The 24,634-nt window shown below is 46.8% G+C and carries 21 protein-coding genes; 10 read left to right on the top strand and 11 right to left on the bottom strand.

The window, feature by feature from the left end:
- Positions 1 to 19 precede the first annotated feature (19 nt).
- Positions 20 to 901, top strand: coding sequence for a DUF3034 family protein (locus KO533_RS11095; protein WP_219254138.1), 882 nt, complete (start codon positions 20 to 22; stop codon positions 899 to 901).
- Positions 898 to 1,374, top strand: a complete 477-nt coding sequence (locus KO533_RS11090) for a group 1 truncated hemoglobin (RefSeq protein WP_219254136.1) — start codon at positions 898 to 900, stop codon at positions 1,372 to 1,374. The genes KO533_RS11095 and KO533_RS11090 overlap by 4 nt, the downstream gene beginning before the upstream one ends.
- Positions 1,375 to 1,467: 93 nt before the next feature.
- Here the strand turns inward: KO533_RS11090 and KO533_RS11085 are convergent, their stop codons facing one another.
- Both KO533_RS11085 and KO533_RS11080 read right to left on the bottom strand, forming a co-directional pair.
- Entirely contained in the window at positions 1,468 to 1,941 is a 474-nt protein-coding gene (locus KO533_RS11085) for an NYN domain-containing protein (protein WP_006082658.1), read from the bottom strand.
- 115 nt (positions 1,942 to 2,056) lie between these two features.
- Positions 2,057 to 2,917: an AraC family transcriptional regulator gene (locus tag KO533_RS11080; protein ID WP_219254134.1), complete on the bottom strand. Its 861-nt coding sequence runs from the start codon at positions 2,915 to 2,917 to the stop codon at positions 2,057 to 2,059.
- A 193-nt stretch (positions 2,918 to 3,110) separates the two neighbouring features.
- Here KO533_RS11080 and KO533_RS11075 point away from each other — a divergent pair, with 193 nt between their 5' ends.
- Positions 3,111 to 4,022, top strand: coding sequence for a DMT family transporter (locus tag KO533_RS11075; RefSeq protein WP_219254132.1), 912 nt, complete (start codon positions 3,111 to 3,113; stop codon positions 4,020 to 4,022).
- Between the two features lie 75 nt (positions 4,023 to 4,097).
- Here KO533_RS11075 and KO533_RS11070 read toward each other — a convergent pair whose 3' ends face one another.
- Positions 4,098 to 4,865, bottom strand: coding sequence for a helix-turn-helix transcriptional regulator (locus tag KO533_RS11070; protein ID WP_219254130.1), 768 nt, complete (start codon positions 4,863 to 4,865; stop codon positions 4,098 to 4,100).
- A 145-nt stretch (positions 4,866 to 5,010) separates the two neighbouring features.
- Between KO533_RS11070 and KO533_RS11065 the strand changes: the two genes are divergently transcribed.
- From KO533_RS11065 to KO533_RS11055, 3 genes are all read left to right on the top strand, one after another.
- Positions 5,011 to 6,174, top strand: coding sequence for a multidrug effflux MFS transporter (locus KO533_RS11065; RefSeq protein WP_028761402.1), 1,164 nt, complete (start codon positions 5,011 to 5,013; stop codon positions 6,172 to 6,174).
- 677 nt (positions 6,175 to 6,851) lie between these two features.
- Entirely contained in the window at positions 6,852 to 7,655 is an 804-nt protein-coding gene (locus KO533_RS11060; RefSeq protein WP_197018086.1) for a sensor domain-containing diguanylate cyclase, read from the top strand.
- A gap of 111 nt (positions 7,656 to 7,766) precedes the next feature.
- The gene (locus KO533_RS11055; RefSeq protein ID WP_219254128.1) at positions 7,767 to 8,690 is read left to right on the top strand and encodes a sensor domain-containing diguanylate cyclase; all 924 of its coding nucleotides are present in this window, start codon (positions 7,767 to 7,769) and stop codon (positions 8,688 to 8,690) included.
- Between the two features lie 117 nt (positions 8,691 to 8,807).
- Here KO533_RS11055 and KO533_RS11050 read toward each other — a convergent pair whose 3' ends face one another.
- The 7 genes from KO533_RS11050 to KO533_RS11020 all read right to left on the bottom strand — a co-directional run bounded on the left by KO533_RS11050 (position 8,808) and on the right by KO533_RS11020 (position 18,091).
- Positions 8,808 to 11,951 carry a multidrug efflux RND transporter permease subunit gene (locus KO533_RS11050; protein ID WP_219254126.1) on the bottom strand — a complete coding sequence of 1,048 codons (3,144 nt, stop codon included), beginning with the start codon at positions 11,949 to 11,951 and terminating at the stop codon, positions 8,808 to 8,810.
- Entirely contained in the window at positions 11,951 to 13,060 is a 1,110-nt protein-coding gene (locus KO533_RS11045; RefSeq protein ID WP_105251741.1) for an efflux RND transporter periplasmic adaptor subunit, read from the bottom strand. The genes KO533_RS11050 and KO533_RS11045 overlap by 1 nt, the downstream gene beginning before the upstream one ends.
- Before the next feature lie 210 nt (positions 13,061 to 13,270).
- On the bottom strand, positions 13,271 to 14,065 hold the full coding sequence (locus KO533_RS11040; protein ID WP_219254124.1) for a transporter substrate-binding domain-containing protein: 795 nt from the start codon (positions 14,063 to 14,065) through the stop codon (positions 13,271 to 13,273).
- A gap of 247 nt (positions 14,066 to 14,312) precedes the next feature.
- On the bottom strand, positions 14,313 to 15,515 hold the full coding sequence (locus KO533_RS11035) for a metallophosphoesterase (protein WP_219254122.1): 1,203 nt from the start codon (positions 15,513 to 15,515) through the stop codon (positions 14,313 to 14,315).
- A 297-nt stretch (positions 15,516 to 15,812) separates the two neighbouring features.
- On the bottom strand, positions 15,813 to 16,283 hold the full coding sequence (locus KO533_RS11030) for a nuclear transport factor 2 family protein (protein WP_219254120.1): 471 nt from the start codon (positions 16,281 to 16,283) through the stop codon (positions 15,813 to 15,815).
- 2 nt (positions 16,284 to 16,285) lie between these two features.
- Entirely contained in the window at positions 16,286 to 16,978 is a 693-nt protein-coding gene (locus KO533_RS11025) for a DsbA family protein (protein ID WP_219254118.1), read from the bottom strand.
- Between the two features lie 189 nt (positions 16,979 to 17,167).
- Positions 17,168 to 18,091 (bottom strand): MBL fold metallo-hydrolase, encoded by a 924-nt coding sequence (locus tag KO533_RS11020; protein ID WP_219254116.1) that lies wholly within the window; start codon positions 18,089 to 18,091, stop codon positions 17,168 to 17,170.
- A 277-nt stretch (positions 18,092 to 18,368) separates the two neighbouring features.
- Here KO533_RS11020 and KO533_RS11015 point away from each other — a divergent pair, with 277 nt between their 5' ends.
- Positions 18,369 to 19,313 (top strand): LysR family transcriptional regulator, encoded by a 945-nt coding sequence (locus KO533_RS11015; protein ID WP_219254114.1) that lies wholly within the window; start codon positions 18,369 to 18,371, stop codon positions 19,311 to 19,313.
- Between the two features lie 134 nt (positions 19,314 to 19,447).
- Here the strand turns inward: KO533_RS11015 and ettA are convergent, their stop codons facing one another.
- Positions 19,448 to 21,115, bottom strand: coding sequence for an energy-dependent translational throttle protein EttA (gene ettA / locus KO533_RS11010; RefSeq protein WP_028761391.1), 1,668 nt, complete (start codon positions 21,113 to 21,115; stop codon positions 19,448 to 19,450).
- A 189-nt stretch (positions 21,116 to 21,304) separates the two neighbouring features.
- Between ettA and glyA the strand changes: the two genes are divergently transcribed.
- The 3 genes from glyA to ribD all read left to right on the top strand — a co-directional run bounded on the left by glyA (position 21,305) and on the right by ribD (position 24,594).
- Positions 21,305 to 22,558: a serine hydroxymethyltransferase gene (glyA, locus tag KO533_RS11005; protein ID WP_011788583.1), complete on the top strand. Its 1,254-nt coding sequence runs from the start codon at positions 21,305 to 21,307 to the stop codon at positions 22,556 to 22,558.
- Positions 22,559 to 22,846: 288 nt separating this feature from the next.
- Positions 22,847 to 23,296, top strand: a complete 450-nt coding sequence (gene nrdR / locus KO533_RS11000) for a transcriptional regulator NrdR (protein ID WP_006082643.1) — start codon at positions 22,847 to 22,849, stop codon at positions 23,294 to 23,296.
- Positions 23,297 to 23,415: 119 nt separating this feature from the next.
- On the top strand, positions 23,416 to 24,594 hold the full coding sequence (gene ribD, locus KO533_RS10995; protein ID WP_219254112.1) for a bifunctional diaminohydroxyphosphoribosylaminopyrimidine deaminase/5-amino-6-(5-phosphoribosylamino)uracil reductase RibD: 1,179 nt from the start codon (positions 23,416 to 23,418) through the stop codon (positions 24,592 to 24,594).
- Positions 24,595 to 24,634: the final 40 nt, after the last annotated feature.

Here is a 24,634-nt window from a genome sequence, read left to right as displayed (position 1 = left end):
AATTAGAGCGGAGCATCAAGTGAACATTTCCATAAATGCATTGAAGTTGAATTCATTAACTTGGACTTATGTTAAGGCTTTGTCTTGCCTATTTTTACTATTGGGCACTGTTCCTACGTTTGCTGAAGGTAGCCGTGTGGTCGCGACTGGCGGCGGGACGATGATTGAAGGCAGTGCTGGCGGTGGCATAGTGCCATGGGCTGTGATCAACGGTTATGGTAGTAGCGGTGAATGGTCCACTACGGCGATGGCGACGGGTGTCTATGTCGATGATTTTACGCTGAAAGTGATCGGCGCTTCTTTGAGTTTTGATAATCGATTCGAGCTCAGTGTTGCTCGGCAAACCTTTGATTTGGATACTATGGGCGGCGAGTTAGGCCAAGATATTTTCGGCGTAAAATACAAGCTTGCCGGAGAGCTGCTTTATACGGCTATGCCGCAAATTACCTTAGGTGCCCAGTATAAAAGAGTCGATGACTTTGCGATTCCTCAGGCAGTTGGGGCGCGGGATGATTGGGGTTTAGATGTGTATATTGCTGCCAGCAAAGTATTTTTTGATGCGGTAGCGGGACGAAATGTATTACTCAATGGGACCGTGCGCGCGACCAAGGCGAATCAAACGGGTTTATTGGGTTTTGGTACTCAAGCCAATTATGATTACCAGTTTGTGCTCGAAGCCTCTGCCGCGGTATTGCTGACGGATAATGTGGCACTGGGTATCGAATATCGTCAGAAACCCGATGAGTTAGCTTTTGCCCGTGAGGATGATTGGCAAGATGTGTTTTTAGCTTGGTTTATCAATAAGCATCTTTCCGTGGTGACGGCCTATGCGAATTTGGGCAGCATTGCGGGGTTTGAAGAGCAACGGGGTTGGTACCTGTCGGTGGAGGGGGCGTTATGAGGCGTTTACGGGTGAAGCTAATACCTTTGGTCGCAGTGTTTTTTTTCACTGGCTGTGGGGTGCAAGCGACCGAAACCTCAGCATCACTAACTCACTCTAGTCATCAAACCGCAAGCCATCAAACCTTATACCAAGATTTAGGTGGTAACGCAGGCGTATCGGCGATAGTCGATGGTTTGCTGGCACGTATTGCCACAGATCCACGCATAGTGCATCACTTTCAAGAGACAGATATTGCGTTATTTCGTGAGCGTGCCATTGAACATTTCTGTCTGGTTGCCGATGGCGGCTGCGTGTATCACGGCGAAAGTATGCAGCACAGTCATAGAGGATTGAATATTACTCAAGCGGATTTTGATGCCTTAGTCGGTCATTTGATTGAATCGATGAAAGAGCAACATATTCCGCTATCGACCCGTAATGCCTTTCTAAAACGTCTCGCCCCTATGTATACGGACATTACCTATCACTAGTGTGTTGTTTGTATTATCAAAAAGTGGCCTTTAAATATGGCGAAGGTGTTTGATGCGGTTAGTGTGATGAATCGCCTCATTTTTGTCTTGTGACTAGAGCAATAACGCCTCATCGATAGGGTGAAATTGAGAGGCTGCATCCCTTAAGGATTTAGCCGTCAGGGTAGGGACGCCATACACTTGGGTTTCAACGCCATACTTTTGATGAATTTTTTGCAGCAATAAATCGAAATCGCCATCACCAGACAATAAGATCACTGTATCCACTTCACTCGCCGCTTCCATAATATCTATGGTGATCCCCACGTCCCAATCGCCTTTGGCTGAGCCATCGCTACGCTGAATAAACGGTTTTAACTTCACCTCAAAACCTATGTGCTTTAGTGCGTCTTGAAATTTCAATTGCCCATCGTCGCCCTTATGGATGGCATAAGCCACGGCCAACGCTATATCACCTTCATAACCTAAGTGTTGCCACAGTTTACGATAATTAAATTGGCGACCATAGGCTTCACGGCAGGTGTAATAGATGTTTTGTACATCGACAAATAAAGCGATTTTTTTCAAGGCGTTTTCCAGCGGTTAGGGGAGTAAGGGCACTATAGCATATCGAGGCAATGGGGTTTTCAAGGATGTTAGAGTGTTGGGTTCAGCCGTCGAGATTGTGAACCCAAAGCGTATGTTAGCTTCTATGGTATTTTTGATATTCGCCCGGTGACATGCCGCAGAGTTTTTTAAAGTAACGCCCCATATGACTTTGATTGGCAAAGCCATTATTGAGGGCGATATCGGTCAAGGATTGCGTTGAATGGCTCAAGCTTTGTTTGACCTTTTCAATGCGCACTTGCAGCAAATACTCCTGCGGCGTCATCGCAAATTGGCATTTAAACATGCGACAAAAATGGTACTCGCTCAGTTGGGCAAGCTCGGCCAACTCAGACAAGTAAATCTGCCTATGGGAATGGCAATGAATAAACTCTTTGATCGCTTTAGCCACTTTAGGTGCGAGCCCACCCTTAATTGGCCCCACCGACAAATTAAAGCCTGAGCTTTGCAGCAAAGTCACCAGCACAGTGTCGGTTACCTGTTCCATCATCAGATGGTGATCACTCGTCTGCCAATCGAGCCCGGCAACTTGATGTCGAAACAGCGCCTCTAATCTCGGATTATCGACAAAGGTCAACTCAGGTAAACGCACTTGGCGTGGATCTTTATCAAAGACTCGCACCGCCAATTTTTTAAGATGTTCATCGCTAAAATACAAATGCATAAACTGCTGCGGTTGCCCCAGTTGCCAATGGCTTTGGCAGCCTTGGGGCATAAGACAAAACTTACTGGGCGCGCCATAGTCGGCCTTGATATCGGTTCTGTGGGTTTCGTAGCCGCCATCCAGATACATGCTCAGCGTATGTTGTGCATCGTTTTGGTAATACAGACGCTCGCTCGCATTTTGATAATGAGCCCAAGATAAATCCTCCGTAATCGCTTGTTTACGAATACAGGTTTTGGCGGATTTATCAAAACTGATGTATTTGGGCTCCATGGGTTCCTAGTGATCTCACTGGCTAAGCATTTTGTCTTTCCAAATTATCGCACTTATGGGCGTGGCTCAACGTCCGCTCGCGATTAAAACCGCAATATCGTGTTATGGCCAACAAGATGGTGACATAAGGACGAAAGCCATCGCTGTATAGTTTGCCTCATTAAGCATTTTATGAAGGTGTAGGGGACTCATTATGGCTGCTGTGATGTATTTGCTGATGATTTTTGTGTGGGGTTTTTCGTGGATTGCCATTAAGTGGCAGCACGGTGAGGTGGCGACGGAAGTCTCGATTTTCTATCGGTTTGCGATTGCGAGTCTCTTGATGTTCGCCATTGGCTTTGCCTTTAACAAGCTGCAAGCGGTAAAGCTTAGGCAGCATCCTTGGTTTGCACTACAAGGCGTGTGTCTATTTTGTTTGAACTTTATCGCGTTTTATACCGCAACCCATTATATCGCCAGCGGTTTAACGGCGGTGATTATGGCCACGGCCCCCATTTTTAATGCGATACATGGCCGTATTTTTTACGGTACGCCAACTAGTCGTAATTTTTGGTTAGGCGTCGGTGTCGGTCTGGGGGGCATTAGCTTACTCTTTGGTGCCGATTTGCTCGCGACTCAGTGGTCACAAAATTTAGTGTGGGGCTTATTGTTTTCGCTGTTAGGTACGTGGTTTTTCTCGATTGGTAACATGATCAGTATGCGCAACTCGCGCGATAATGTGTCGCCCTTTACCTCAACAGCCTATGCCATGTGCTATGGCAGTGCGGCGTTACTGCTCATCATCTGGTTTAAAGATTTAAGCTTTAGTTTACCGCTGACAACCAGCTATCTTGGCAGCTTGTTTTACTTAGCCGTTATCGCCTCTGTGATTGGCTTTACCGCTTATTTGATCTTGGTTGAGCGAATTGGCGCTAATGCCGCTGCGTATCTGTTGGTGATAACCCCTGTGGTGGCGTTAAGTGTATCGAGTGTGTTTGAGGATTATCAGTGGACTTGGTATTCAAGCGTGGGACTCTTGCTGGTCGCGCTCGGAAACATGTTAACGCGCCGTCAAAAACCGCTTGTTTGGTTTAAGTCTTCTGCCACGCCAGCGGTGAAAGCTTAACGTCGCAGCTAGCGTCATGAAAGTGCATATGAGACAAGGCTCGATTCGACGATTGTAAGTCAGTCGAGCCAGTACTTATTTGAAATATTGTGCCGGTGTGGTGCCAGTATATTGCTTAAAAAAGCTGATAAAGGCACTGTCGCTGGAAAATTGTAAATTAAAGCCCACCTGCGCCACCGAGATTCCCGTTGCTAATTGTTCTATGGCCGCAAGTAAGCGCCATTGCTGGCGCCAGGCTTGATAAGCCATGCCCGTCTGCGCGCTAAAAATGCGGCTAATTGTGCGTTCACTGGCACCGATTTCTACTGCCATATCCTTAAGATTGGCTGGCGGTTTTTGATCTTGCTGTAGTTGCGCTAGCCAGGTTGTTAAACGTTTATCCTGTGGGAGGGGTAAAGCCAGATTTTCTTCCGTGGCATTGCCCAATTCTTCGCAGAGCAGCAAAAAGGCATTGTATTGAGTGCTTCTTGGTTTGTCCCAAGGCCAAAACGACATAGTGTCGATTAAGGCTTTGAGTAGCGGATTTACATGGAAAATAGTGACTTTATCGGGCAATAAAGTGACGGTTTCTGGTTCAAAGTAGAGTGAGCGATAGGCAACCACATTACGCATGGTGACGCTGTGCTTAACGCCAGCTGGCAACCAAGCCGCACGCGTTGGCGGTAACACCATTTGAGTATCGGCTAGGGTGAATCTCATCACGCCTGTGGGGGCGTACAGCAGTTGCGCCTTCCTGTGGTGATGCATTCCCGAGTCGTGTTCGCCCATATCGGCGGCAATGCCAATAACCAGATTATCCAGCAGATCTGGATTAAATAGTTGTTCGGGTTGAATAAAGGCCATCTTGTCCTATTTTTGATGTTTTTTGTCTAAGTGTTGTTAGTTGTCACATTTGGATTTTATCTATACTGCGCCATCTTTTACAAGTATGGAGTGACATTTCGGTAAACCAACTCATTTGTTGGAGTGCTGAAATGGACTAAAAATCATGAATATAAAACTCCCTTTAGGGCTCGCTGTGCTGCTAATGATGTTTCCGCAAATTATGGAAACAATCTATAGCCCAGCGTTGCCTAATATTGCAGAACACTTTGCAGTGTCGATTGCTGGCGCATCGCAAACCTTATCTGTGTACTTTATTGCTTTTGCTATCGGCGTATTTTGCTGGGGCCGCTTAGCCGACATTATTGGTCGCCGTAAAGCTATGCTCGCGGGATTAGTATGTTATGCCATTGGCTCTGCGTTAGCCTTGATGGTGAGCGATTTTAGCCTGTTGTTGCTGGCCCGCATATTGTCGGCTTTTGGCGCGGCAGTGGGTTCTGTGATTACCCAAACTATGATGCGTGACAGTTATAGCGGCGAAGAATTAGCCAAAGTCTTTTCTGTGATGGGAATGTCACTTGGGATAAGCCCTGTCATCGGATTGCTATTGGGCAGTATCCTCAGTGCGTATTGGGGATATCAAGGTGTGTTTGCCGCACTCATGGTCTCTGCAATTGTGCTGCTGTTTTTGTCGGTAAAATCTTTACCCGAAACCAAACCCACACATACCCAGAAAATCGCGATAGGCGAGTTAGCGATTAAGATGCTTACCGACAGCGAGATTATTAAGAGCAGCTTGTTGGTGGCGGCGTTTAACCTAATGTGGTTTAGCTACTTTTCACTGGCGCCATTTATGTTTGAGGCGCAAGGCTTATCGACACTCGCGTTTGGTACTAGTGGCTTACTGTTAGGCTTTGGTGCTTTCCTTGGTAGTTATGTTAATAAAATAATGCTGGGTCGAGGCCACACCAGCGCACAACTCGTTCGCTTAGCCAGTGCTATTGCACTTGTCGGTGGACTGGGCATTTGGCTCCTTCAATCGACCTTTATTGGGCTGAATAATGTTTACTTTCTAGCCCCTATGCTATTGATTGTGATGGCTTACGGTATCGCAATTCCGAACATACTAAGCTCTGCTCTGGCAAACTACCGCACCTATGCGGGCTCTGCTGGCGCACTCTTTGGACTATTTTATTATATTCTGTTGGGATTAGGTTTAGGCGGCGCGGGAATCATCCACCATTTAGGTATTGTGATTACGTTAAGTGCACTGCTTTGCGTTGGCTTAGGTTTACTTTTAGGCTTCGCCAATAAAGCAAAAAACGCTTAAGACGCAAATGAAAAGCCAAGATACTAAGTACCTTGGCTTTTCTATGTAATTTCTACATTTTGTATAGACGTGAAAAGCTAGGTTTTAGGTGCGAGTTCCTGCTGCTTTGCTGCCTCTTGGGTGCTGTCGAAATCAATCGAGGCATGGCAGGAAGTAAAATTAACTTCATCATTGAGTAGACCACAGTCTATTCATAAGCAGAGAGTTATGAATGGTGACGTTTACGCATCTATTCTTCCGCTAAATCCCATCATCTCAAAGTTTCTATTGAATATTGTTACTACTGAGTAGTACGAAAAACGAGCATCCGAACAAAGGGAATCAATGTCTTTTCAAACAAACACTTTTCATTAGGCTTTCTTTAAGTAATTGTGATTCCATCATTTTAGATGTACTCAAAGTAACTTTCTGATTTTACGATGTGCGATTGTAGCGTTTTTATATCGACGACAGCCTAAGTGAGTTCTTGTCCTCACAAATCATATGTGGTTCTATCACACTAAATGTTATCTCTATGTTATTCGTTGTATGGGGAGATACGGATGCGTCGACTTTTTTCAGAAGATAGTGAAGTCTTATTATTCAAAAGTTTAAATTATATACCTATCCCAGTTCTATTATCTGAGGCCTTGGACGTTGAAGGACGTCGCCCAAGCACTCATAGGGTGCATAGATTTATGAATCATGCATTTATTGAGCAATTGGGTTATACCATGTCGGACATACCCGATATTGAATCTTGGTTTAATACTGTTTATCCCGAGCCAATCCTTCGAGATAAAGCGATGTTTGATTGGGATAGGGCTGTGTATGTAAGTGAAAAACAGGGGCTGAGTACCGCAGGTTTTCAAACTTACCTTCGCTGTGGCAATGGTGAATATCGTTGGTTTTTAATCACAGCTCAAATTACCACAGAAAATCAATCAAACTTAAACATAGTCACTATGAGAGATGTTCATCAGTTGCAGTTACTGATTGAGGATAACAAGCGACAGTCTAATACCGATTTACTGACGGGACTTGCCAATCGTCGTCAAGTGGAACAGCTCCTCGCTTTAGCCATAGAACACAGTGCTGATGCACAAGGTTCACTCTGTTTAGTGATGTGTGATATCGATTTTTTTAAGAGTATCAATGATAACTTTGGTCATTTGTGTGGGGATGATGTGCTTAAATTAGTAGCGGATCAGCTTAAGCGCTATGTCCCCTCTGCCTCCTGTGTCGCACGTTGGGGAGGGGAAGAGTTTCTGATCGTGCTGGAAAACACTGAACTTGAAGTCGCTATAGAGCTTGCCGAGAAGTTGCGTTGTGATATTGAATCCACGGATTACCAATCCTATGGCCAGCATATGCATTTGACCATGAGTTTTGGGTGTGTCGGGCATCAAGTTGCTGAAAGCTTGCATAGTCTATTATTTCGGGTTGATAGCGTTTTATATAAAGCTAAAAATGATGGCCGTAACCGTGTTGTATTTGATTGAATTCTGAATAAATTCAAACGTTAAATTATATTTTATCTATCATCTTTTAGCCCCAATTAGGTTTGGGATGTGATAACAGATCTTTGTCTGGAATTTGAGCGGAGAAGGTTAATGACAGCACGCAATACCAGTGAGGTAATTCTCTTTAAAAGCTTAGATTTCATTCCTATTCCAATCCTGCTTTCAGAATCACGCATGAATGAGATGTCTGGCCGTATACAGCGGATCCATCGTTTTGTTAATCATGCCTTTATCGAACAGATTGGCTACACATTAGTCGATATTCCCGATATGGATGCTTGGTTTAATACTGTGTATCCAGATCCTTTAGTGCGCCAAGCTATGGTTGAAGGATGGGCAAAAATTGTTGAAAGCAGTATCAATGCAGGAATCGATACGGCTGAAATGCAGGCTCGCATTCTTTGTCGTAACGGTGAGTACCGTTGGTTTTTGATCACGGCACAAATTACCACAGAGAATCAATCGGACTTGCATATAGTAACGATGAGAGATATCCATGATTTACAATTGCTTATTGATGAAAATCAAACTTTGTCTAATACCGATGTGTTGACTGGACTCGCTAATCGCCGTAAAGCGGAAGCAGTGTTGGAGAATGCCTTAAGTACCACAAATGGCTCTGACCTTTGCTTATTAATGTGCGATGTCGATTATTTCAAAGCCATTAATGACACGTTTGGTCATTTATGTGGGGATGATGTCTTAGTACAAGTTGCAAGGTTACTTGAAGGGCTACAGCAATCCGCTGCTTGTATTGCACGTTGGGGAGGTGAAGAATTCTTGATTGTTTTACAAGGTTACTCCTTAGATGAAACATATCAAATTGCAGAGCAATTACGTTTAGATTTAGCGTCGACGGATTTTTTCTATCAAGATAAACAACTGAATTTGACTATGAGTTTTGGCTGTATCTGTGTTCAAGATAATGAGAGTCTGCGCAGCGCACTTTTCCGGGTAGACAGTGCGTTGTATAGCGCTAAATCCGCTGGCCGAAATTGTGTTGTGATTGGATAGATAAATTCCCAATATCCTATGTAGGGCAAGGAAACTTGATTAAGACGCCAATAAAAAAGCCAAGACACTGAGTGTCTTGGCTTTTTGTTCTGTGATCTTCTGCAGTTATTATTAGCGCTAGGCTTTAGGTGCGAGTTCCTGCTGCTTTGCGGCCGCCTCTTGTGCCGCTAACTCTTGTGCTTTAATCGCCGCTTCGAGCTTAGCTTCAACATAACCAGGAGAGTGCGTTGTGGCCGAGATTAATCGATACATGGCGGGGATCACCAGTAAGGTCACAAAGGTAGCAAACGCCATTCCGAAGAACACTACAGTACCTACAGCGATACGGCTTTCTGAGCCCGCGCCCGTCGAGAAAATTAACGGTACAGCACCCACTAAGGTGGTGAAGGCTGTCATTAGGATTGGCCGTAAACGACGGGATGACGCATCGATAATGGCTTTATTGAGTTCAAAGCCGCGGTCGCGCAATTGGTTGGCAAATTCCACGATGAGGATACCGTTTTTAGTCACCATACCAATTAACATGATCATGCCTATCTGGCTGTAGATGTTGATCCCTTGGCTCGTGATCAGTAGTCCTAAGAAACCACCGAATACACCCATAGGCACAGTAAACATCACCACTAACGGGTTGATAAAGCTCTCAAACTGTGCGGCTAATACTAAGTAGGCAACCAGTAAAGCTAAACCAAATACGATAAAGATACTGCTTTGGTTTTCTTTAAAATCTTTGGATTCGCCCGTGTAACCAATCGAAATATCCTTAGGTAATAATTCAATGGCTTTAGCGTCAAGGAACTTTAAGCCTTCACCTAAGGTGTAACCTTCACTGACGTTAGCCTTGAGGGTGATCGATTTTTGTTTATTGGTGTGGCTTAATCTTTGTGCAGAGGCAATTTCTTCTATATGAGTGACAGTATCGAGAGTGACTAATTCGCCCTTAGCTGACCGCATGTAGATTTGGCTCAGGTCACCGACATTATTGAAACTGTTTTCATCACCGCGTAAATACACATCGTATTCTTCGCCTCGATCAACAAAGGTCGTTTCGGTACGGCCACCCAGCATGACTTCTAAGGTTTCCGATACTTGGTCGACACTGATCCCCAGTTCTGCGGCGCGCTCTTTATCGACAGTAACAATGAGTTCTGGCGTTGTTTCTGCGTAGTCTAAGTCAGCCCCTTCCATCATAGGGCTAGCGTTAGCCTCTTCTTTCAATATCTGCGCCCACTTAAACAGTTCGGCATAGTCCGAACCACCAAGTACAAATTGCACGGGTTCGCTCGATTGCCCTCTAAAGCCTGGCATCATAGGGCGAACCATTACATCTGGAATATCCTTTAAGGCATTGCTAATAATTCCAAGGGCTTGTTGCGCAGTCACATCGCGGTGTTCCCAATCTTCTAGCTGCATGATGACAAAGCCAGTTTGATCGCCAGCACGGCCACCAAAGGCGGGAGCTTGTACGCTGAAGGATCGCAGCACACCTTTACCGAGCAAGGGCATGAGTCTGTCTTCGACTATGTCCATGTTGGCTGTCATACGGTTATAACTGGTGCCTTCGGCGCCTTTAATAAAGGCGAACAACACGCCGCGGTCTTCCTGCGGCGCGAGTTGTGACGGTACTTGTTGCATTAACCAAGCGCTGCCGCCGATACAAGCGAGGATAACTAAGGGCGCGAGTAAACGGAGTTTAATCGCTCGAGTCACGGCGACGCGATAAACGCTTTCCATGCGAGCAAAGCCGCTGTCGACCCAACGATTAAAGCGATTCGGTTTGACGTTGGCTTTGAGTAATTTACTGCTCAGTACAGGCGTAAGTGTGAGTGCCACTAAGGAGGAGAACAGCACTGACACCGCCAGCATCACGGAGAACTCGGTAAATAGTAGCCCGACCATGCCCTCCATAAAGGAAATAGGGAGGAATACCATCACCAGTACCGCCGTAGTGGCGATAACGGCAAAGCCCACTTCGCGAGTACCTTTATAGGCGGCGAGTAAGGGCTCTTCACCTTTTTCGATATGGTGGAAAATGTTCTCGACCACCACAATCGCATCATCCACCACCAGACCGATGGAGAGGATTAATGCCATCAATGTCAGTAGATTAATCGAATAACCTAGCATGTTGGCGGCGATAAATGCCGAGATCAAAGATACTGGAACCGTCACCGCTGGGATTAACGTTGCTCGCGCTTGTCCAATGAAGATATACAGCACGAGTACGACCAAGGCGCCCGTGACATAAAGTGTGCTATACACTTCGTTAATTGAGCGGTCGATAAATACGGTCGAGTCGAAGTCGACCACTAGGCTAGTGCCTTCGGGCAGGAAGTCTTGTACGCGATCAACTTCTTTATGCACTTCTTTGGCAACGAGCAGGGGGTTGGCATCGGACTGGGCAATAATGCCTAAACTGATGTTAACTATGCCGTCACTTTTGAAGGTCGAGTTTTCGTTTTGTGCGCCAACAGCCACATCTGCCACATCTTTTAAGTAGATAGCCGTGCCATCGCTGGCGGTACGCACCACAAGATAGTCGAAATCCTTCGGCGTGTAGTACAAGCGTTTGGTACGCACCGACATCACAGTGGTGTCGTTGCGCACTTGGCCGCCGGGCGTTTCTATATTCTCTTTACGCAGGGCGTTGATAATATCCGTTGCGGTAACATTACGCCCTGCCATTTGTTCGGGTCTTAGCTTGACGTACATGACCTTATACAAGCCGCCGGAAATGCTGATAGAACTCACGCCGCTGATTAAGCTGAATTTGTCCTCGAGTACTCGCTGGGCGTAGTCCGTTAATTGAGTGCGGTCCATCACACTCGAGCTTAAATTCACATAGACAGAGGGTTCGCCGGAGCCGTTGTCTTTTGAGACGACGGGGTCTTTTGCATCTTCTGGGAGTCTGCGTTGGGCGCGGGCCACAGCATCACGCACATCGCTGACCCCTTCGGTTAAGTTCCAACCGAGGAGGAATTTAACTGTGATACGCGAGCTACCGTTACGTGTGGTCGAGGTGATTTCGTCAATACCACTGATCCCTGTTAGCTCATCTTCTAAAGTCTTAGTGATCTGGCTTTCCATAATCGCCGCCGATGCACCCGAGTAACTGGTGCTGATGGTGACCACAGGGCTTTCGACGTCGGGCATTTCCCGTATCGACAGTTTAGTGAACGACACTATGCCAAATACACACAGCAGTAAGCTTAAAACGATGGCAACGACAGGGCGTTTAACCGAAACATCGGATAACCACATTATTTCGTCTCCGTTGCTTTAGGACCTGAAAGCTCTGTCGCACGGGCTGAGGCTTTACCATCGAGCGTGACTTCATTGATTTGCAGGCCATCGCGCATATTGACTAAGCCCTGTACCACGACTTTGTCACCTATGTTTAAACCGCTTTCGATTAAGACTTGGTTATCGATACGTGCCCCTAGTGTCACTTCTGTGCGGTGGGCAATGTGGTCGGCGCTAACTACGTATACGTAACGTTTAGTTCCTGAATACTCAAGAGCTTGTACTGGCACCATAGGTGCTGAAATCGCTGGGAAGGTGATGGTTGACGACATCATCATGCCCGGTTTCAAGCGTTTCTTCGGATTATCGAATAGCACCCGTACTTTGAGGTTTAAGGTTTCCTCATTGACGCGGGGATCGATAGCCACCATTTTGCCAGTAAAGATTTCATTCGGCCAAGCGCGACTGGTGGCTGACACTTGCATGCCAATACTCAGTTGCGATAGGAAATGCTCAGGCACTTGTAAGTCGAGGCGCATGCTGGACAAATCATCTAGCGACATCAACTCAGTGCCCATGCTGACCATCTTGCCTTCGCTGAAATTAATCAGGCCAGTATTACCCGCAAACGGCGCTATCAGCGAGTGGTAATGTAAATCTGCTTGGGCGGAGGATAAGCGTGCTTGGGCGATATCAACACTGGCTTTTTGTGCGTCAATCTCGGTTTGGGTAATGGCGTTACGGCTGATCAGTTTTTCAAACTCTTTGAGTTTACGTTTTTCATCATTGAGGAAAGCATTGGCCTCGGCGACGGCGGCTTGGGCTTTCATATCATCGAGTTCGATCAGTAACTGGCCTTTTTTTACCGCTTGGTTTGAGGTCACTGCGACTTGTTTAATCTTACCTGTGACTTGCGGTGCAATGATCACTGCACGTTCAGCCGCGAGTTTGCCGATAAGAGAGATAGATTGCGCTAATGGATATTCAATCACTTCACCCGTGACCACAGGAACGGTACGCATAAGATGTGGTGCGTTCTCGGGTTTAGCCGCTTGAAGGACATCACTAAAACTCACCGCTGTGGCGATAATCGCAAGCAGGGCAATGGCAATAATGGTTTTTTTCATTGTAATTATTATCTCGCGCAAAGGCAGTTTAAAAAGGTAATCGCTCTAATGGCGCTATTCTAGTGAATAACGTACGCCAGTTGGGTAAAAGTTTGTAAAGGTAAGCGAACGAAAATGAAAGAAATTGTGTTTTTTGAGCATTGAGCACAATTCAACGAGAATTGTGCTGTTTTTTTGTACTGCTATTGCTTTTTAAAAGCTGGACGGACTTTAGGGATGGACTTCAGTTCGCGTTTTTTCAATCGGCGCTTGAGTCGTTTCAACCTGAGGATATTGGCTTAAAATTGCCGCTAATCGTCCCTCGCGGCGCATACTCTCTAAACCTTGATTAAAATCCGTCACTAACTGCGGATGATCCGCCACAGCCAAAGAGATCCCTAAATGAAATACCTCAGTCGCTATGGGTTGGCCGACTTGCTCAAAGGCACCCTCATATTCACTTGGTCCTTTTTTAATTAAATACCTCGCTAAGTTATGGCCAATCAAGACTAAGTCAATACGCTTTAAAAATAGCTTTTTGAGATTCATCTCATCCGAATTTCCTTCCTCTGTGGTGAGCCCCGCGGCGAAGATTTCTGGCGGATTAGCGTAACCGCGACCTATACCGATAGTGAAAGGTTTAAGATCTGAAAGTTGACTGAAACTCAGCGGTGAATCTTTACGTTTATAAAACACAATTTGTACGGGTTGGATAGGCGCAGAATATTGGGCCCATTGCTCGCGCTCTTTACGATACCAGAGCCCAATGATGCCATCAGCTTGGCCAGTTTTAACGAGTAAAGCCGCGCGGGCGAAGGGATAAAACTTGAGGCTGGCAGTGTAACCTTTGCGTTTAAAAGCTTCTTTGACGACTTGCGCAACGCCGCCCTGTTCAGGTAAAGCATCGGCATAAAAAGGAGGATAGTTAGTGGCGACTAATTGGAGTTCCCTGCCCGCAAATGCAGGGGGATAGAAGCTGAATAGAAACAAGCAAAAGCTAGATAATGTGAGTAATTTCTTCCCCATTTCTACTCCAGCACTTAGGTGAGTCGCACTTGGCTTGAGTATAGTCAGAGTTAATTAGAACAGGCGAACTTATGGATATAAAGATGAGTGCATATTGAGCGCCATACGATTGAGCGTTATGCCGATTTAGATCCATGGCGGGCGCCCGTTTTACCCTTGCTTATTCATGCCTTATTGCCCCAGCGCATTCGTGGATTAAGGCGCTAGCTCATGCACGTATTGGGGCAAAAGATATTAGTGAGGCAGGTTATAGCGAAACCTGCTCACCCTGATACAAACCTCGGCGGAGTTTTCCAGCGTCGATAAGTAACAGCTCACCGGATTTACCATTCTTAATGCTGCTATCTATCGCAATGATTTTATTATGATAAAGCCCAATAACTTGTTCCTGCGATGTGTGCCCTACGACGATATGATCGACCTTGAAATAGCTCAGTATGCTATCGATATCTGACTCTTTCAGTTCATCTTTAAAGTAGCCGCGATACCAAGTTGGACCATTGGTAAAAAACAAAAAGTTGAGTAAATCATTTTGCTTTAAATCGGATTTTTTATCATCTAAATGCTGCCGAAATAATTGGTTAGCATCGTTGATATTTAATTTACGCTCGACCCATTCAGGGCTGATGCCGCCGTGCATAAACAAGATATTATTGATTTTGACTAAAGTATGTTTGCTGCGAAGCCATTGGCCTATTTCGGTGTCTTTGTTGTAGAGCGCATCGTAGCTGCGTTTGAGTAAATCTGCCGAGACTTGGTAGCGTTCGTTGACGTAGCGTAAGTCGCCGCGAAACACCATTTGCTCGTGATTGCCCATGAGTAGATGTAAGCGTCCGCCCGCAGCTTGGGCTTCTTGGTCTAAGGAATATAAAAACCACAATACTTCATTGACTTGATGACCACGGTCAAACATGTCGCCCGTCATCACCATATGACCGTCACCAAAGGCCCAGTGGTTATCTTTGTCGATAATCTGATGGGCTTTTAGCAAGTTAATCATTACATCAAACTGGCCGTGTACATCGCTAAGGGCGACAATTTTGCTGACATGGGTGAAGGTATCTGGCTCAACCGTGACAGCTTGTGTGTGAAGGTGTGGTTGGGGTAATTCACCGCAACTGGCAGGGCGAGTTAACTGCGCCTTCGCAATCGGTGTTTGTTTTAGTTCACTATGGCAAATCCAATAGGCTGTGTCTTTTTGAGCATCATCTAAAAACACATAAGGGCCATCGGTGATGCTGCTTTCTTGAATTTTTAACTCTGTATCAGTTTCACTTGCATTGGCCGCCAGTGAGATAAACGCAAGTGAGGTAAAGGGGAGTGCGGTGACAAGCCATAACAGGGGCGTGAATTTTCTCTGTTGCTTGAGTATCCATTGGCTGGCTCGGCTAAGTCGCGTCATAGATAGCATGATTGGGTGAGCCCCGACTGGCATCGAATTGATTTGCATTAGACCGCATCCTTGTTCTTGTTTTAGTTATTTATTTTGTCATTTTAGACACTTGAGTTGATGAGTCTTCGAACGTGCAGCTTGACGAATTCAATTTCAAGCGCTTAATCGCAAGTGCTTAATCTTAAGTACTTAATGTCAAGTGCTCAACCTATTGAAAACACTAAATCATACGGATAAGGCTTAACATCGGCAAGTCGTGAGGCGGGCTAAATTAAACTTGTTCGCCTCGTGATTCAGTTATTCCATCATTGCATGTCTAATAAGTGCATGACTGTCGTTACATGGTATTGGCAGTTACATGGCATTGACGACGGTATAACTATCAACAAACTGCTCGAAACTGACGATTTTGCCGCTGTGTATCTTCCATAAATGGGCGACTCGAGCGGTAAAATGTTTGCCCGTTTTGACATAAGTACCTGAATAAGTACCGAAGGCAAAAACCTTATCGTCTTGGGCGACATAGTCTTCGATATCGACGCGATAGTTATCCCATTCAGTTTCGAGGCGGGCGAACACCTTGGCGGCTATCGCGCTAAAGCCTACGTAAGTGCCCGCATAGGGAAATCCCGCGGCCTCTGTCCAGCGTGTGTCACTCGCTAAGGCATGCTGAAGATTTTTGGCGTTCTCGGCTGAGCTACTTCCCTCATAGGTGCTTTTAACCAGTGCAAGATTCGCATCAGTCTGCCTTGCTGTTTCTATAAGACTTAACTGAGCAGGCTCACTCACTAATGAACCTGTTGAAACATCATTAAGCATTGGCATGATTATGACTCAAATTGCGCTTCAAGATGGCTTAACCACTGGGCGGGTTGGCCGTAGAAGCGATTGATATTAATGGCGGTGATGTTGCCGTCATCACCCTCTATAGCCATCGAAGGGAAACCTTGGGCACCTATCAGATTCAATAATGCTCTGGACTCAACGATATGCTCATACAGCTTGTCTTCACCTTGGGCATAATGCTGCGCAAAGCCTATAGGGTCGAGCCCAAGTTCAGCGGCTAACCTTGCGAGATTACCTTCATCACTGGCGCTGTGACCATCGCGGTAATGGGCCAGTTGTACTGAGTGTATATAGGCCAAACTGTCGCCGCCCATAGCATCGACTGCGAGCATGGCTTTAATGGGGGGCGCCGAGTCGAGTACGACTGTGGTATCGCGCAGTAGACCATCGAAATAGTTCTCACCAAAAGGCTGTCCGGTTAGCTCGGCAATGCGCAGATCGTGGGGCATAACATAGTCGCGCCAGTTGGCATCGATTTGTTTGCGTCTTGGGCCTGTGAGCATACCGCCGCCGTGGAGCTTAATGGTAAAGCCTGCTTTTGCGGCGGCATCGAGTAAAGGCGCTGCGGCATAACACCAACCACATAAAGGGTCGATAATGGCGTGCAGAGTGCGCTCTTTGGCCGTTGCTGTGCTGCTGGTTGTGCTAGTTGGATGAGCTGTTGGCTGAGTCATAGTGTTAAACCTTTTGGCTTAAGTTCGTCGCGACATTAGCGACTTAAGCCCTTTGAGAACATCGATTAAAATAGTTAGGTTGGTACCGTTATTTAGCTAAAAAAGTGGCACGCAATCGAATACGTGCCTGTCTTTAACTGTTTGCACTTAACTAGCTGTACCTAATCGCCTAGATAGATATGGCTGGGCTTACATAGGCCAGGTCATTTCGCCCATGTAAACTTTGGCGCTGATCTCAAGCCCTGCATCAGCTGGCATTTGTGGGTATAGTGCCAGCATCTTTTGGATTAATTCGGCTGAATCTTTCGAGGCTTTTGCAGCGATTTCAAAGGCTTTTACATATTCGCGGGTAAAACCGATGGCGTGGGTATTAAATCGCGCTTCGCCTAAATAGTGCCCTGGGATCACTGTGGTCGGCAGCAGTTTTTCCATTGCATCTAAATGGGTTAACCATTCCTGACGCTCAGAGGCAGTTTGAGTGTCAGCCATCCAAACATACGTGTTATCAAATACTTCCACGCCACCTGTAATGGTTTTTGCCGATGGCACCCACAGGAAAGTGTGTTTAGGGTGTTTATCATTAAAACCTTTGATAATCACTTGCTCACCGTCGATGGTGAAAGTGTCGCTGTGTATCGCCTTAGGTAACACTAATTCGCTTGGCGCATTATCTTTTAAAATCGGCCCCCAGTAGGCGAGTTTGCCTTCCATTGAGGCTTTAATCGCATCGACAGTGGTTTGAGTCGCGACGATTTGTGCATCGGGGAAATTCTTTTTAATCACGGCTAAGCCGAAATAGAAATCAGGATCGCTATGGCTGATATACACCTGAGTCAGCTTTTTACCGCTGGCTTTGATGGTGTCGACCAATGTTTGGGCATCGTTATTTTGAAATTGTGCATCGACTAGCATCATTTCGTGTTCGCCGCTGATAAAGCTCGATGACACGGCAAAGATGCTGTTTTCGCCTGGATTAAAATGGCTCACTTGCAATGGTGCCGCATTGACCGCGCTAAGCCCTGCCAGCAACAAGGTGGCGGCTAGGCCGATTTTAGATGAGGCCTTCAATGTGGCGTTAACTGTGTTACGTATTGCATAGGTTGATGTGTTCATTTGGGGCTCACTTATAGTCACAGGGTGAAAGAGTAAAAGGTTCGATTTAGCATTCATTGATTTGCAGCTGCTGCAAAAAGTGAGTTAAGTATAGGTTGCAAAAATCAATAGATAAATGCGAGTATCTGCCCATATTTGTTGCATTAATCGGACGAATAGCTGTATGCACTCTGGCACTCTTAATTATTAGCTATGTGGATACGCGAGTATGTGAGTGGGCCTTCGAGTGATTGAAAGTGATTGAAAGTGAGTGATTAAATGTGAGTGGAGATAAATCATGGATAGACTCGAAGCGGCAAAGGTGTTTGTGACTATTGTTGAGCGCGGCAGCATGATCAGCGCCGCCAATGCCTTAGATATGTCGCGTTCTATGGTGACCCGTTACTTGAGCGAAATGGAGGAATGGTCTGGTGCTAGGTTATTGCATCGCTCGACGCGCAGCCTCAGCTTAACGCCAGCGGGCGAGCAAGTGCTGGACTATTGCCATCGGCTGCTCGAACTGGCTAACGAAGTGCCGGCGGTCAGTCATGCCGCTGTGGCGATTCCGCGAGGCTTATTGCGTATTAGCTGCTCCCAGTTTTTGGCGCATCAGATTTTAGCGCCCGTGGTACAGCAATATTTAGCCAGTTATCCGCAGGCGAGCGTGAATTTCCACGTGAGCAGCCAAACCGTCGATTTAGTCGCCGAGCGGATTGATCTGGCTATTCGCATTACCAATGAACTCGATCCCAATCTTATCGCTAGGCGCTTAGGGGAGTGTGAGTCTGTGGTATGTGCCGCACCGAGTTATCTTGCCGCGCGCGCCGCCGTGCTGCATCCCGAGGATTTAACTCAGCACAACTGCTTAACCTATTCCTATTTTGGCGATGTGATGTGGCGCTTTTATAAAACCGATGTAGGGGCGAAACAGGCTCAAGCGCTGAACTCCGATCCTAAGGTAAACCAAGGTCAGGCGTTTAATGTGCCTGTGAATGGCAATTTTAGCGCCAATGATTCCATGGTGGTGCTCAATGCTACACTGGCAGGCGAGGGGATTGCTATGCAGCCTGTTTGGGCGGTGAAACCCTATTTAGACTCGGGTCAGTTAGTGCCTTTGTTAACTGAGTTCATGCCTCAGTCCCTCGGTGTGTATGGCGTGTATCAATCCCGCAAACATATGCAGCCTGCACTTAGGGTGATGATGGACATGCTGGTGGCCTATTTTGCCAGCTTGAAAAGCTGAGTCGTTCATAGAAATCATTCAAGAGCCCGCCATAAAACTAGCTCATAAAAAGCATCCAATGAAAAGGAGCGCAGATCCTTCGATCTGAGCTCCTTTTTTTACTTAATCACTTATGTGTTTAAGTGCTAAAGCGACTACTTAATCATGCGCTTGTATTTCAAGCGGTGTGGCTCAACCACATCGGCGCCATAGGTGTTTTTCAACCATGCCGAGTATTCTGTGTAGTTACCTTCGTAGAAGTTCACTTGACCTTCGTCGCGATAATCCAGAATGTGGGTCGCGATACGGTCGAGGAACCAACGGTCATGCGAAATCACCATAGCGCAACCTGGGAATTCCAGAATCGCTTCTTCCAGTGCGCGCAGGGTTTCAACGTCTAAATCGTTAGTGGGTTCGTCGAGGAGTAATACGTTACCGCCCGCTTGCAGCAGTTTGGCTAAATGCACGCGGTTACGTTCACCACCAGATAAAGTACCGATGACTTTTTGCTGATCGCCACCACGGAAATTGAAGCGGCCTACATAGGCACGGCTCGGGATTTCCATGTTGTTGATACGCATGATGTCTTGACCACCGGAGATTTCTTCCCAAATGGTGTTCTTATCATTCATCGAATCGCGGAACTGCTCAACCGAGGCCAGTTGCACTGTATCACCCAGCTCAATGCTGCCGCTGTCTGGCTTTTCAGCGCCGGATAACATGCGGAACAGGGTCGATTTACCCGCGCCGTTGGCACCGATAATGCCGACGATCGCGCCCTTAGGCACAGAGAACGACAGGTTGTCGATCAATACGCGGTCACCGTAAGACTTGGTCAGGTTATTCACTTCAATAACCTTGTCGCCTAAACGTGGTCCGGGCGGAATAAACAGCTCGTTGGTTTCGTTACGTTTTTGGTAATCGTTAGTGTTCAGCTCTTCAAAGCGCGCCATACGGGCTTTGCCCTTAGACTGACGGCCTTTCGCACCTTGGCGTACCCATTCCAATTCTTTGGCAATGGTTTTTTGACGTGCGCTTTCGGTGGCTGATTCTTGCTTCAGACGGGCATCTTTCTGCTCAAGCCATGAAGAATAGTTACCTTCCCACGGAATACCTTCACCGCGGTCGAGTTCTAAAATCCAGCCAGCGGCATTGTCGAGGAAGTATCTGTCGTGGGTAATCGCGACCACAGTACCAGCATATTCCTGCAGGAAGTGCTCAAGCCACGCCACAGATTCAGCATCCAAGTGGTTGGTGGGTTCGTCCAGTAACAGCATTTCTGGTTTTTCAAGCAGCAAGCGACAAATCGCCACGCGGCGACGTTCACCACCGGATAATACTTCGATTTTCTCATCCCAATCTGGCAGACGCAGGGCGTTGGCGGCGCGCTCAAGGACGTACTCTAAGTTATGGGCATCTTGGGCTTGGATAATGGCTTCGAGTTCGCCTTGCTCTTTTGCAAGGGCGTCGAAATCGGCATCCGGCTCGGCGTAGGCGGCATAAACGGCATCGAGGCGAGTCAGGGCATTTTTTGCCTCTGCTACCGCTTCTTCAATCGCTTCACGCACGGTTTGATTCGGATCGAGTTTAGGTTCCTGCGGCAGGTAACCGATTTTCAATCCCGGCATTGGGCGCGCTTCACCTTCAATTTCGGTGTCAATACCCGCCATAATGCGCAGTAGTGTCGACTTACCTGAACCGTTGAGGCCGAGTACGCCAATTTTGGCGCCGGGGAAAAAGCTTAAAGAAATATCTTTAAGGATCTGCTTCTTAGGCGGAACAATTTTACCCACCCGCAGCATGCTGTAAACAAACTGAGCCATTTTTCTCTATCTTAAGTGACTAATGATGCGGCTAATTCTACTCGATTGCGCGCCGAACTCAACTCGACAATGAGCCAAGTTCAAGCACTATCTGCAGGAATTTCATGTTTCAAATACTGGGATTGTGACCGCGTTCCGAGTAGAATACCGCGCAACCCTACCTATAAGAATTGGCAGCTGGAGTAAGCAATGCTGAAAAAAGATATGAATATCGCAGATTATGATCCGGAACTGTTTAACGCAATTCAGAATGAAACTCTGCGTCAAGAAGAGCATATTGAGCTGATTGCTTCTGAAAACTACACCAGTCCACGCGTGATGGAAGCGCAAGGTTCACAGTTAACCAATAAGTACGCTGAAGGCTATCCAGGCAAGCGTTACTACGGTGGTTGTGAGTATGTGGACGTAGTTGAAACCTTAGCGATTGAACGTGCTAAACAACTGTTTGGCGCAACTTACGCTAACGTACAACCTCATTCAGGTTCACAGGCAAACAGCGCGGTTTACATGGCATTGTTAAAACCTGGCGATACCGTACTGGGCATGAACTTAGCTCATGGTGGTCACTTGACCCACGGTTCACCCGTTAACTTCTCTGGCAAACTGTACAACATCATTCCTTACGGTATCGACGAGTCTGGCAAAATTGACTACGAAGAGATGGAACGTATTGCCATAGAACACAAGCCTAAGATGATGATCGGCGGTTTCTCTGCCTATTCAGGTATCGTTGACTGGGCAAAAATGCGTGAAATCGCAGATAAAATAGGTGCTTACCTATTTGTTGATATGGCGCACGTTGCCGGTCTTATTGCTGCGGGCGTTTATCCAAACCCAGTACCACACGCGCACGTTGTGACATCTACGACCCACAAAACCTTAGCGGGTCCTCGTGGTGGCGTGATCTTATCTGCTGCTGACGATGAAGACTTGTACAAAAAGTTGAACTCTGCGGTATTCCCAGGCGGTCAAGGTGGCCCATTGATGCACGTTATCGCAGGTAAAGCGGTGGCGTTCAAAGAAGCCCTAGAGCCAGAATTTAAAGTTTACCAACAGCAAGTGGTTAACAACGCTAAAGCTATGGTTGAAGTGTTCCTTGAGCGCGGTTACAAAATCGTCTCTGGCGGAACCAGCAACCACTTAATGCTAGTTGACCTGATTGGTCGTGACTTAACGGGTAAAGAAGCCGATGCCGCCTTAGGTAGCGCTAACATTACCGTGAACAAAAATTCAGTGCCAAATGATCCACGTTCACCCTTTGTGACCTCAGGTGTGCGTATCGGTACGCCAGCCATTACGCGCCGCGGCTTTAAAGAAGCGGAATCGAAAGAGCTGACTGGCTGGATTTGTGACATCCTTGATGATGCGAACAATCCTGCTGTGATTGAGCGTGTTAAGGGCCAAGTATTGGCACTGTGTGCACGTTTCCCTGTTTACGGTTAATTTGCCTATGCATCTACGTTTAGTAGATGAAGGGCCGAGATTGATCGCCGACTGACTTGATACTTGTCACATCAGGTACTTAGCATCAGGCACTTAACATCAAGTAGTTAACATTAGGTTGTTAAGCTCAGGTAGTTAACCTCAGCCCATAAATAGGATAAAATCCCATGGCCGCATCTCGCGGCCATTTTTATTGGTAAAATCTTAAGTTTAAATCCATTGCGTTTGACTGAGATTTAACAGGTAAACCCATTAACGCTTTACGACCATTCACTGGCAGGAGGCTCAATGCATTGTCCATTTTGTAGCGCGACAGATACTAAAGTCATCGATTCCCGATTAGTGGCAGAAGGCCACCAAGTGCGCCGTCGCCGAGAATGCACCGAATGTCATGAAAGATTTACCACCTTCGAAGGCGCCGAATTAGTCATGCCTAGGGTGATTAAGCGCGATGGTTCACGCCAACCCTTCGATGAAGAAAAACTCCAAGGTGGCATGTTGCGCGCCGTTGAAAAACGCCCCGTATCTATGGATGAAATAGAGCAAGCGCTGAGCAAAATCAAGTCTACTCTGCGCGCCACTGGCGAGCGGGAAGTGCCGTCAGAAATGGTGGGTAACTTAATGATGGAGCAATTGATGAGCCTAGATAAAGTCGCCTACATTCGTTTCGCTTCTGTGTACCGCGCCTTTGAAGACGTGTCTGAATTTGGCGAAGCCATCGCCAAGCTGCAAAAGTAGTCATTGAGTTTTGTCGCCGACAAGGCAGACGTGTACGAGCGATTGGCGTGAAAGCACAAATTTAAAAGACAGGTTTGTAAGACTGGTGAAAGCCGAAACCTTTAACAACAGGGTTGAACATGAGCTTGAACATAAGTTGGTCCGTACTCGATACCCAAATGATGAGCCGCGCGATTCAATTGGCGCGCAAAGGCTTTTACACCACGAGGCCCAATCCCAGTGTGGGCTGCGTTATCGTTAAAGATAATCAAATCATCGGTGAAGGTTATCATCAAAAAGCGGGTGAACCCCACGCCGAAGTGCATGCGCTACGTATGGCTGGCGAACGCGCCCGTGGCGCAACGGCCTATGTCACTTTAGAGCCCTGCAGCCATTATGGGCGCACGCCGCCCTGCGCCTTGGCACTGATCAATATTGGCGTTAAACGTGTAGTAGTGGCGGTGGAAGATCCTAATCCGCAAGTGGGTGGTCGTGGCATTCAAATGTTGCGTGACGCCGGCATTGAAGTGGATGTGGGATTACACCGCGATGAAGCCTATGCCTTGAATTTAGGCTTTATGAAGCGCATGGAATCGGGTTTACCCAGAGTTACGGTAAAATTAGCCGCGAGTCTCGATGGTAAAACCGCGCTGTCTAACGGTGTGTCTAAATGGATAACTGGTCCAGAATCTCGCCGCGACGTGCAGCGATTACGTTTACGTTCTTGTGCACTGGTCACGGGAATTGAAACCATACTGGCGGACGATCCCTCACTCAATGTGCGTTATCAGGAACTTGGCAGCTTAAAAGACCGTCTAACCGAAGCGCAATTACTGCAGCCATTAAGAGTGATACTCGACAGCCGCGCCCGTTTGCCGTTATCGGCCGCCTGCTTGGCTATCGTATCGCCCATACTCTTGGTCTCTACCGTGGCTTATCCCGCAGAGTTTCAAGCACATTTGCCCTCCCATGTGAGTTGCCTCGTGTTACCTGCAATTGCAGGTCGCGTCTCATTGCCTGAACTATTAAGCTATTTAGGCCAAAGCTGTAATCACGTGTTGGTGGAAGCGGGTGCAACCTTAGCAGGCGCTTTTTTAGCGCAGGGGCATGCCGATGAGTTAGTGCTATATCAAGCGATGAAAATCCTCGGTGGGCATGGGCGTAATCTGCTGCAATTGCCCGATTATCAAACCATGGCACACATTCCTGCACTCACGTTGGTCGATGAGCGCAAAATAGGGCCAGATACCCGTTTAATCTTGAGCGTTATGCTTGATACCTCTTTATCTAAATCGAATTGGAGCAAGATAACCGTTTAACCTTGAGTCTTATGCCTTATTACTTCTTTATTTAATTAAG

Source organism: Shewanella sp. NKUCC05_KAH (assembly GCF_019345585.1).
In the GTDB taxonomy this organism is placed as follows: Bacteria; Pseudomonadota; Gammaproteobacteria; order Enterobacterales; family Shewanellaceae; genus Shewanella; species Shewanella oncorhynchi.
Note: the sequence above shows the minus strand (reverse complement) of the source record. Positions and strands in the feature narration are given on the sequence as shown.

Excerpts from the sequence above, each read along its gene's own strand:
- KO533_RS11090 (WP_219254136.1), top strand. The coding sequence starts at position 898 with ATGAGGCGTTTACGGGTGAAGCTAATACCTTTGGTCGCAGTGTTTTTT.
- KO533_RS11080 (WP_219254134.1), bottom strand. The coding sequence starts at position 2,917 with ATGGAGCCCAAATACATCAGTTTTGATAAATCCGCCAAAACCTGTATT.
- KO533_RS11075 (WP_219254132.1), top strand. The coding sequence starts at position 3,111 with ATGGCTGCTGTGATGTATTTGCTGATGATTTTTGTGTGGGGTTTTTCG.
- KO533_RS11070 (WP_219254130.1), bottom strand. The coding sequence starts at position 4,865 with ATGGCCTTTATTCAACCCGAACAACTATTTAATCCAGATCTGCTGGAT.
- KO533_RS11065 (WP_028761402.1), top strand. The coding sequence starts at position 5,011 with ATGAATATAAAACTCCCTTTAGGGCTCGCTGTGCTGCTAATGATGTTT.
- KO533_RS11060 (WP_197018086.1), top strand. The coding sequence starts at position 6,852 with ATGAATCATGCATTTATTGAGCAATTGGGTTATACCATGTCGGACATA.
- KO533_RS11055 (WP_219254128.1), top strand. The coding sequence starts at position 7,767 with ATGACAGCACGCAATACCAGTGAGGTAATTCTCTTTAAAAGCTTAGAT.
- KO533_RS11050 (WP_219254126.1), bottom strand. The coding sequence starts at position 11,951 with ATGTGGTTATCCGATGTTTCGGTTAAACGCCCTGTCGTTGCCATCGTT.
- KO533_RS11045 (WP_105251741.1), bottom strand. The coding sequence starts at position 13,060 with ATGAAAAAAACCATTATTGCCATTGCCCTGCTTGCGATTATCGCCACA.
- KO533_RS11040 (WP_219254124.1), bottom strand. The coding sequence starts at position 14,065 with ATGGGGAAGAAATTACTCACATTATCTAGCTTTTGCTTGTTTCTATTC.
- KO533_RS11035 (WP_219254122.1), bottom strand. The coding sequence starts at position 15,515 with ATGCAAATCAATTCGATGCCAGTCGGGGCTCACCCAATCATGCTATCT.
- KO533_RS11030 (WP_219254120.1), bottom strand. The coding sequence starts at position 16,283 with ATGCCAATGCTTAATGATGTTTCAACAGGTTCATTAGTGAGTGAGCCT.
- KO533_RS11025 (WP_219254118.1), bottom strand. The coding sequence starts at position 16,978 with ATGACTCAGCCAACAGCTCATCCAACTAGCACAACCAGCAGCACAGCA.
- KO533_RS11020 (WP_219254116.1), bottom strand. The coding sequence starts at position 18,091 with ATGAACACATCAACCTATGCAATACGTAACACAGTTAACGCCACATTG.
- KO533_RS11015 (WP_219254114.1), top strand. The coding sequence starts at position 18,369 with ATGGATAGACTCGAAGCGGCAAAGGTGTTTGTGACTATTGTTGAGCGC.
- ettA (WP_028761391.1), bottom strand. The coding sequence starts at position 21,115 with ATGGCTCAGTTTGTTTACAGCATGCTGCGGGTGGGTAAAATTGTTCCG.
- glyA (WP_011788583.1), top strand. The coding sequence starts at position 21,305 with ATGCTGAAAAAAGATATGAATATCGCAGATTATGATCCGGAACTGTTT.
- nrdR (WP_006082643.1), top strand. The coding sequence starts at position 22,847 with ATGCATTGTCCATTTTGTAGCGCGACAGATACTAAAGTCATCGATTCC.
- ribD (WP_219254112.1), top strand. The coding sequence starts at position 23,416 with ATGAGCTTGAACATAAGTTGGTCCGTACTCGATACCCAAATGATGAGC.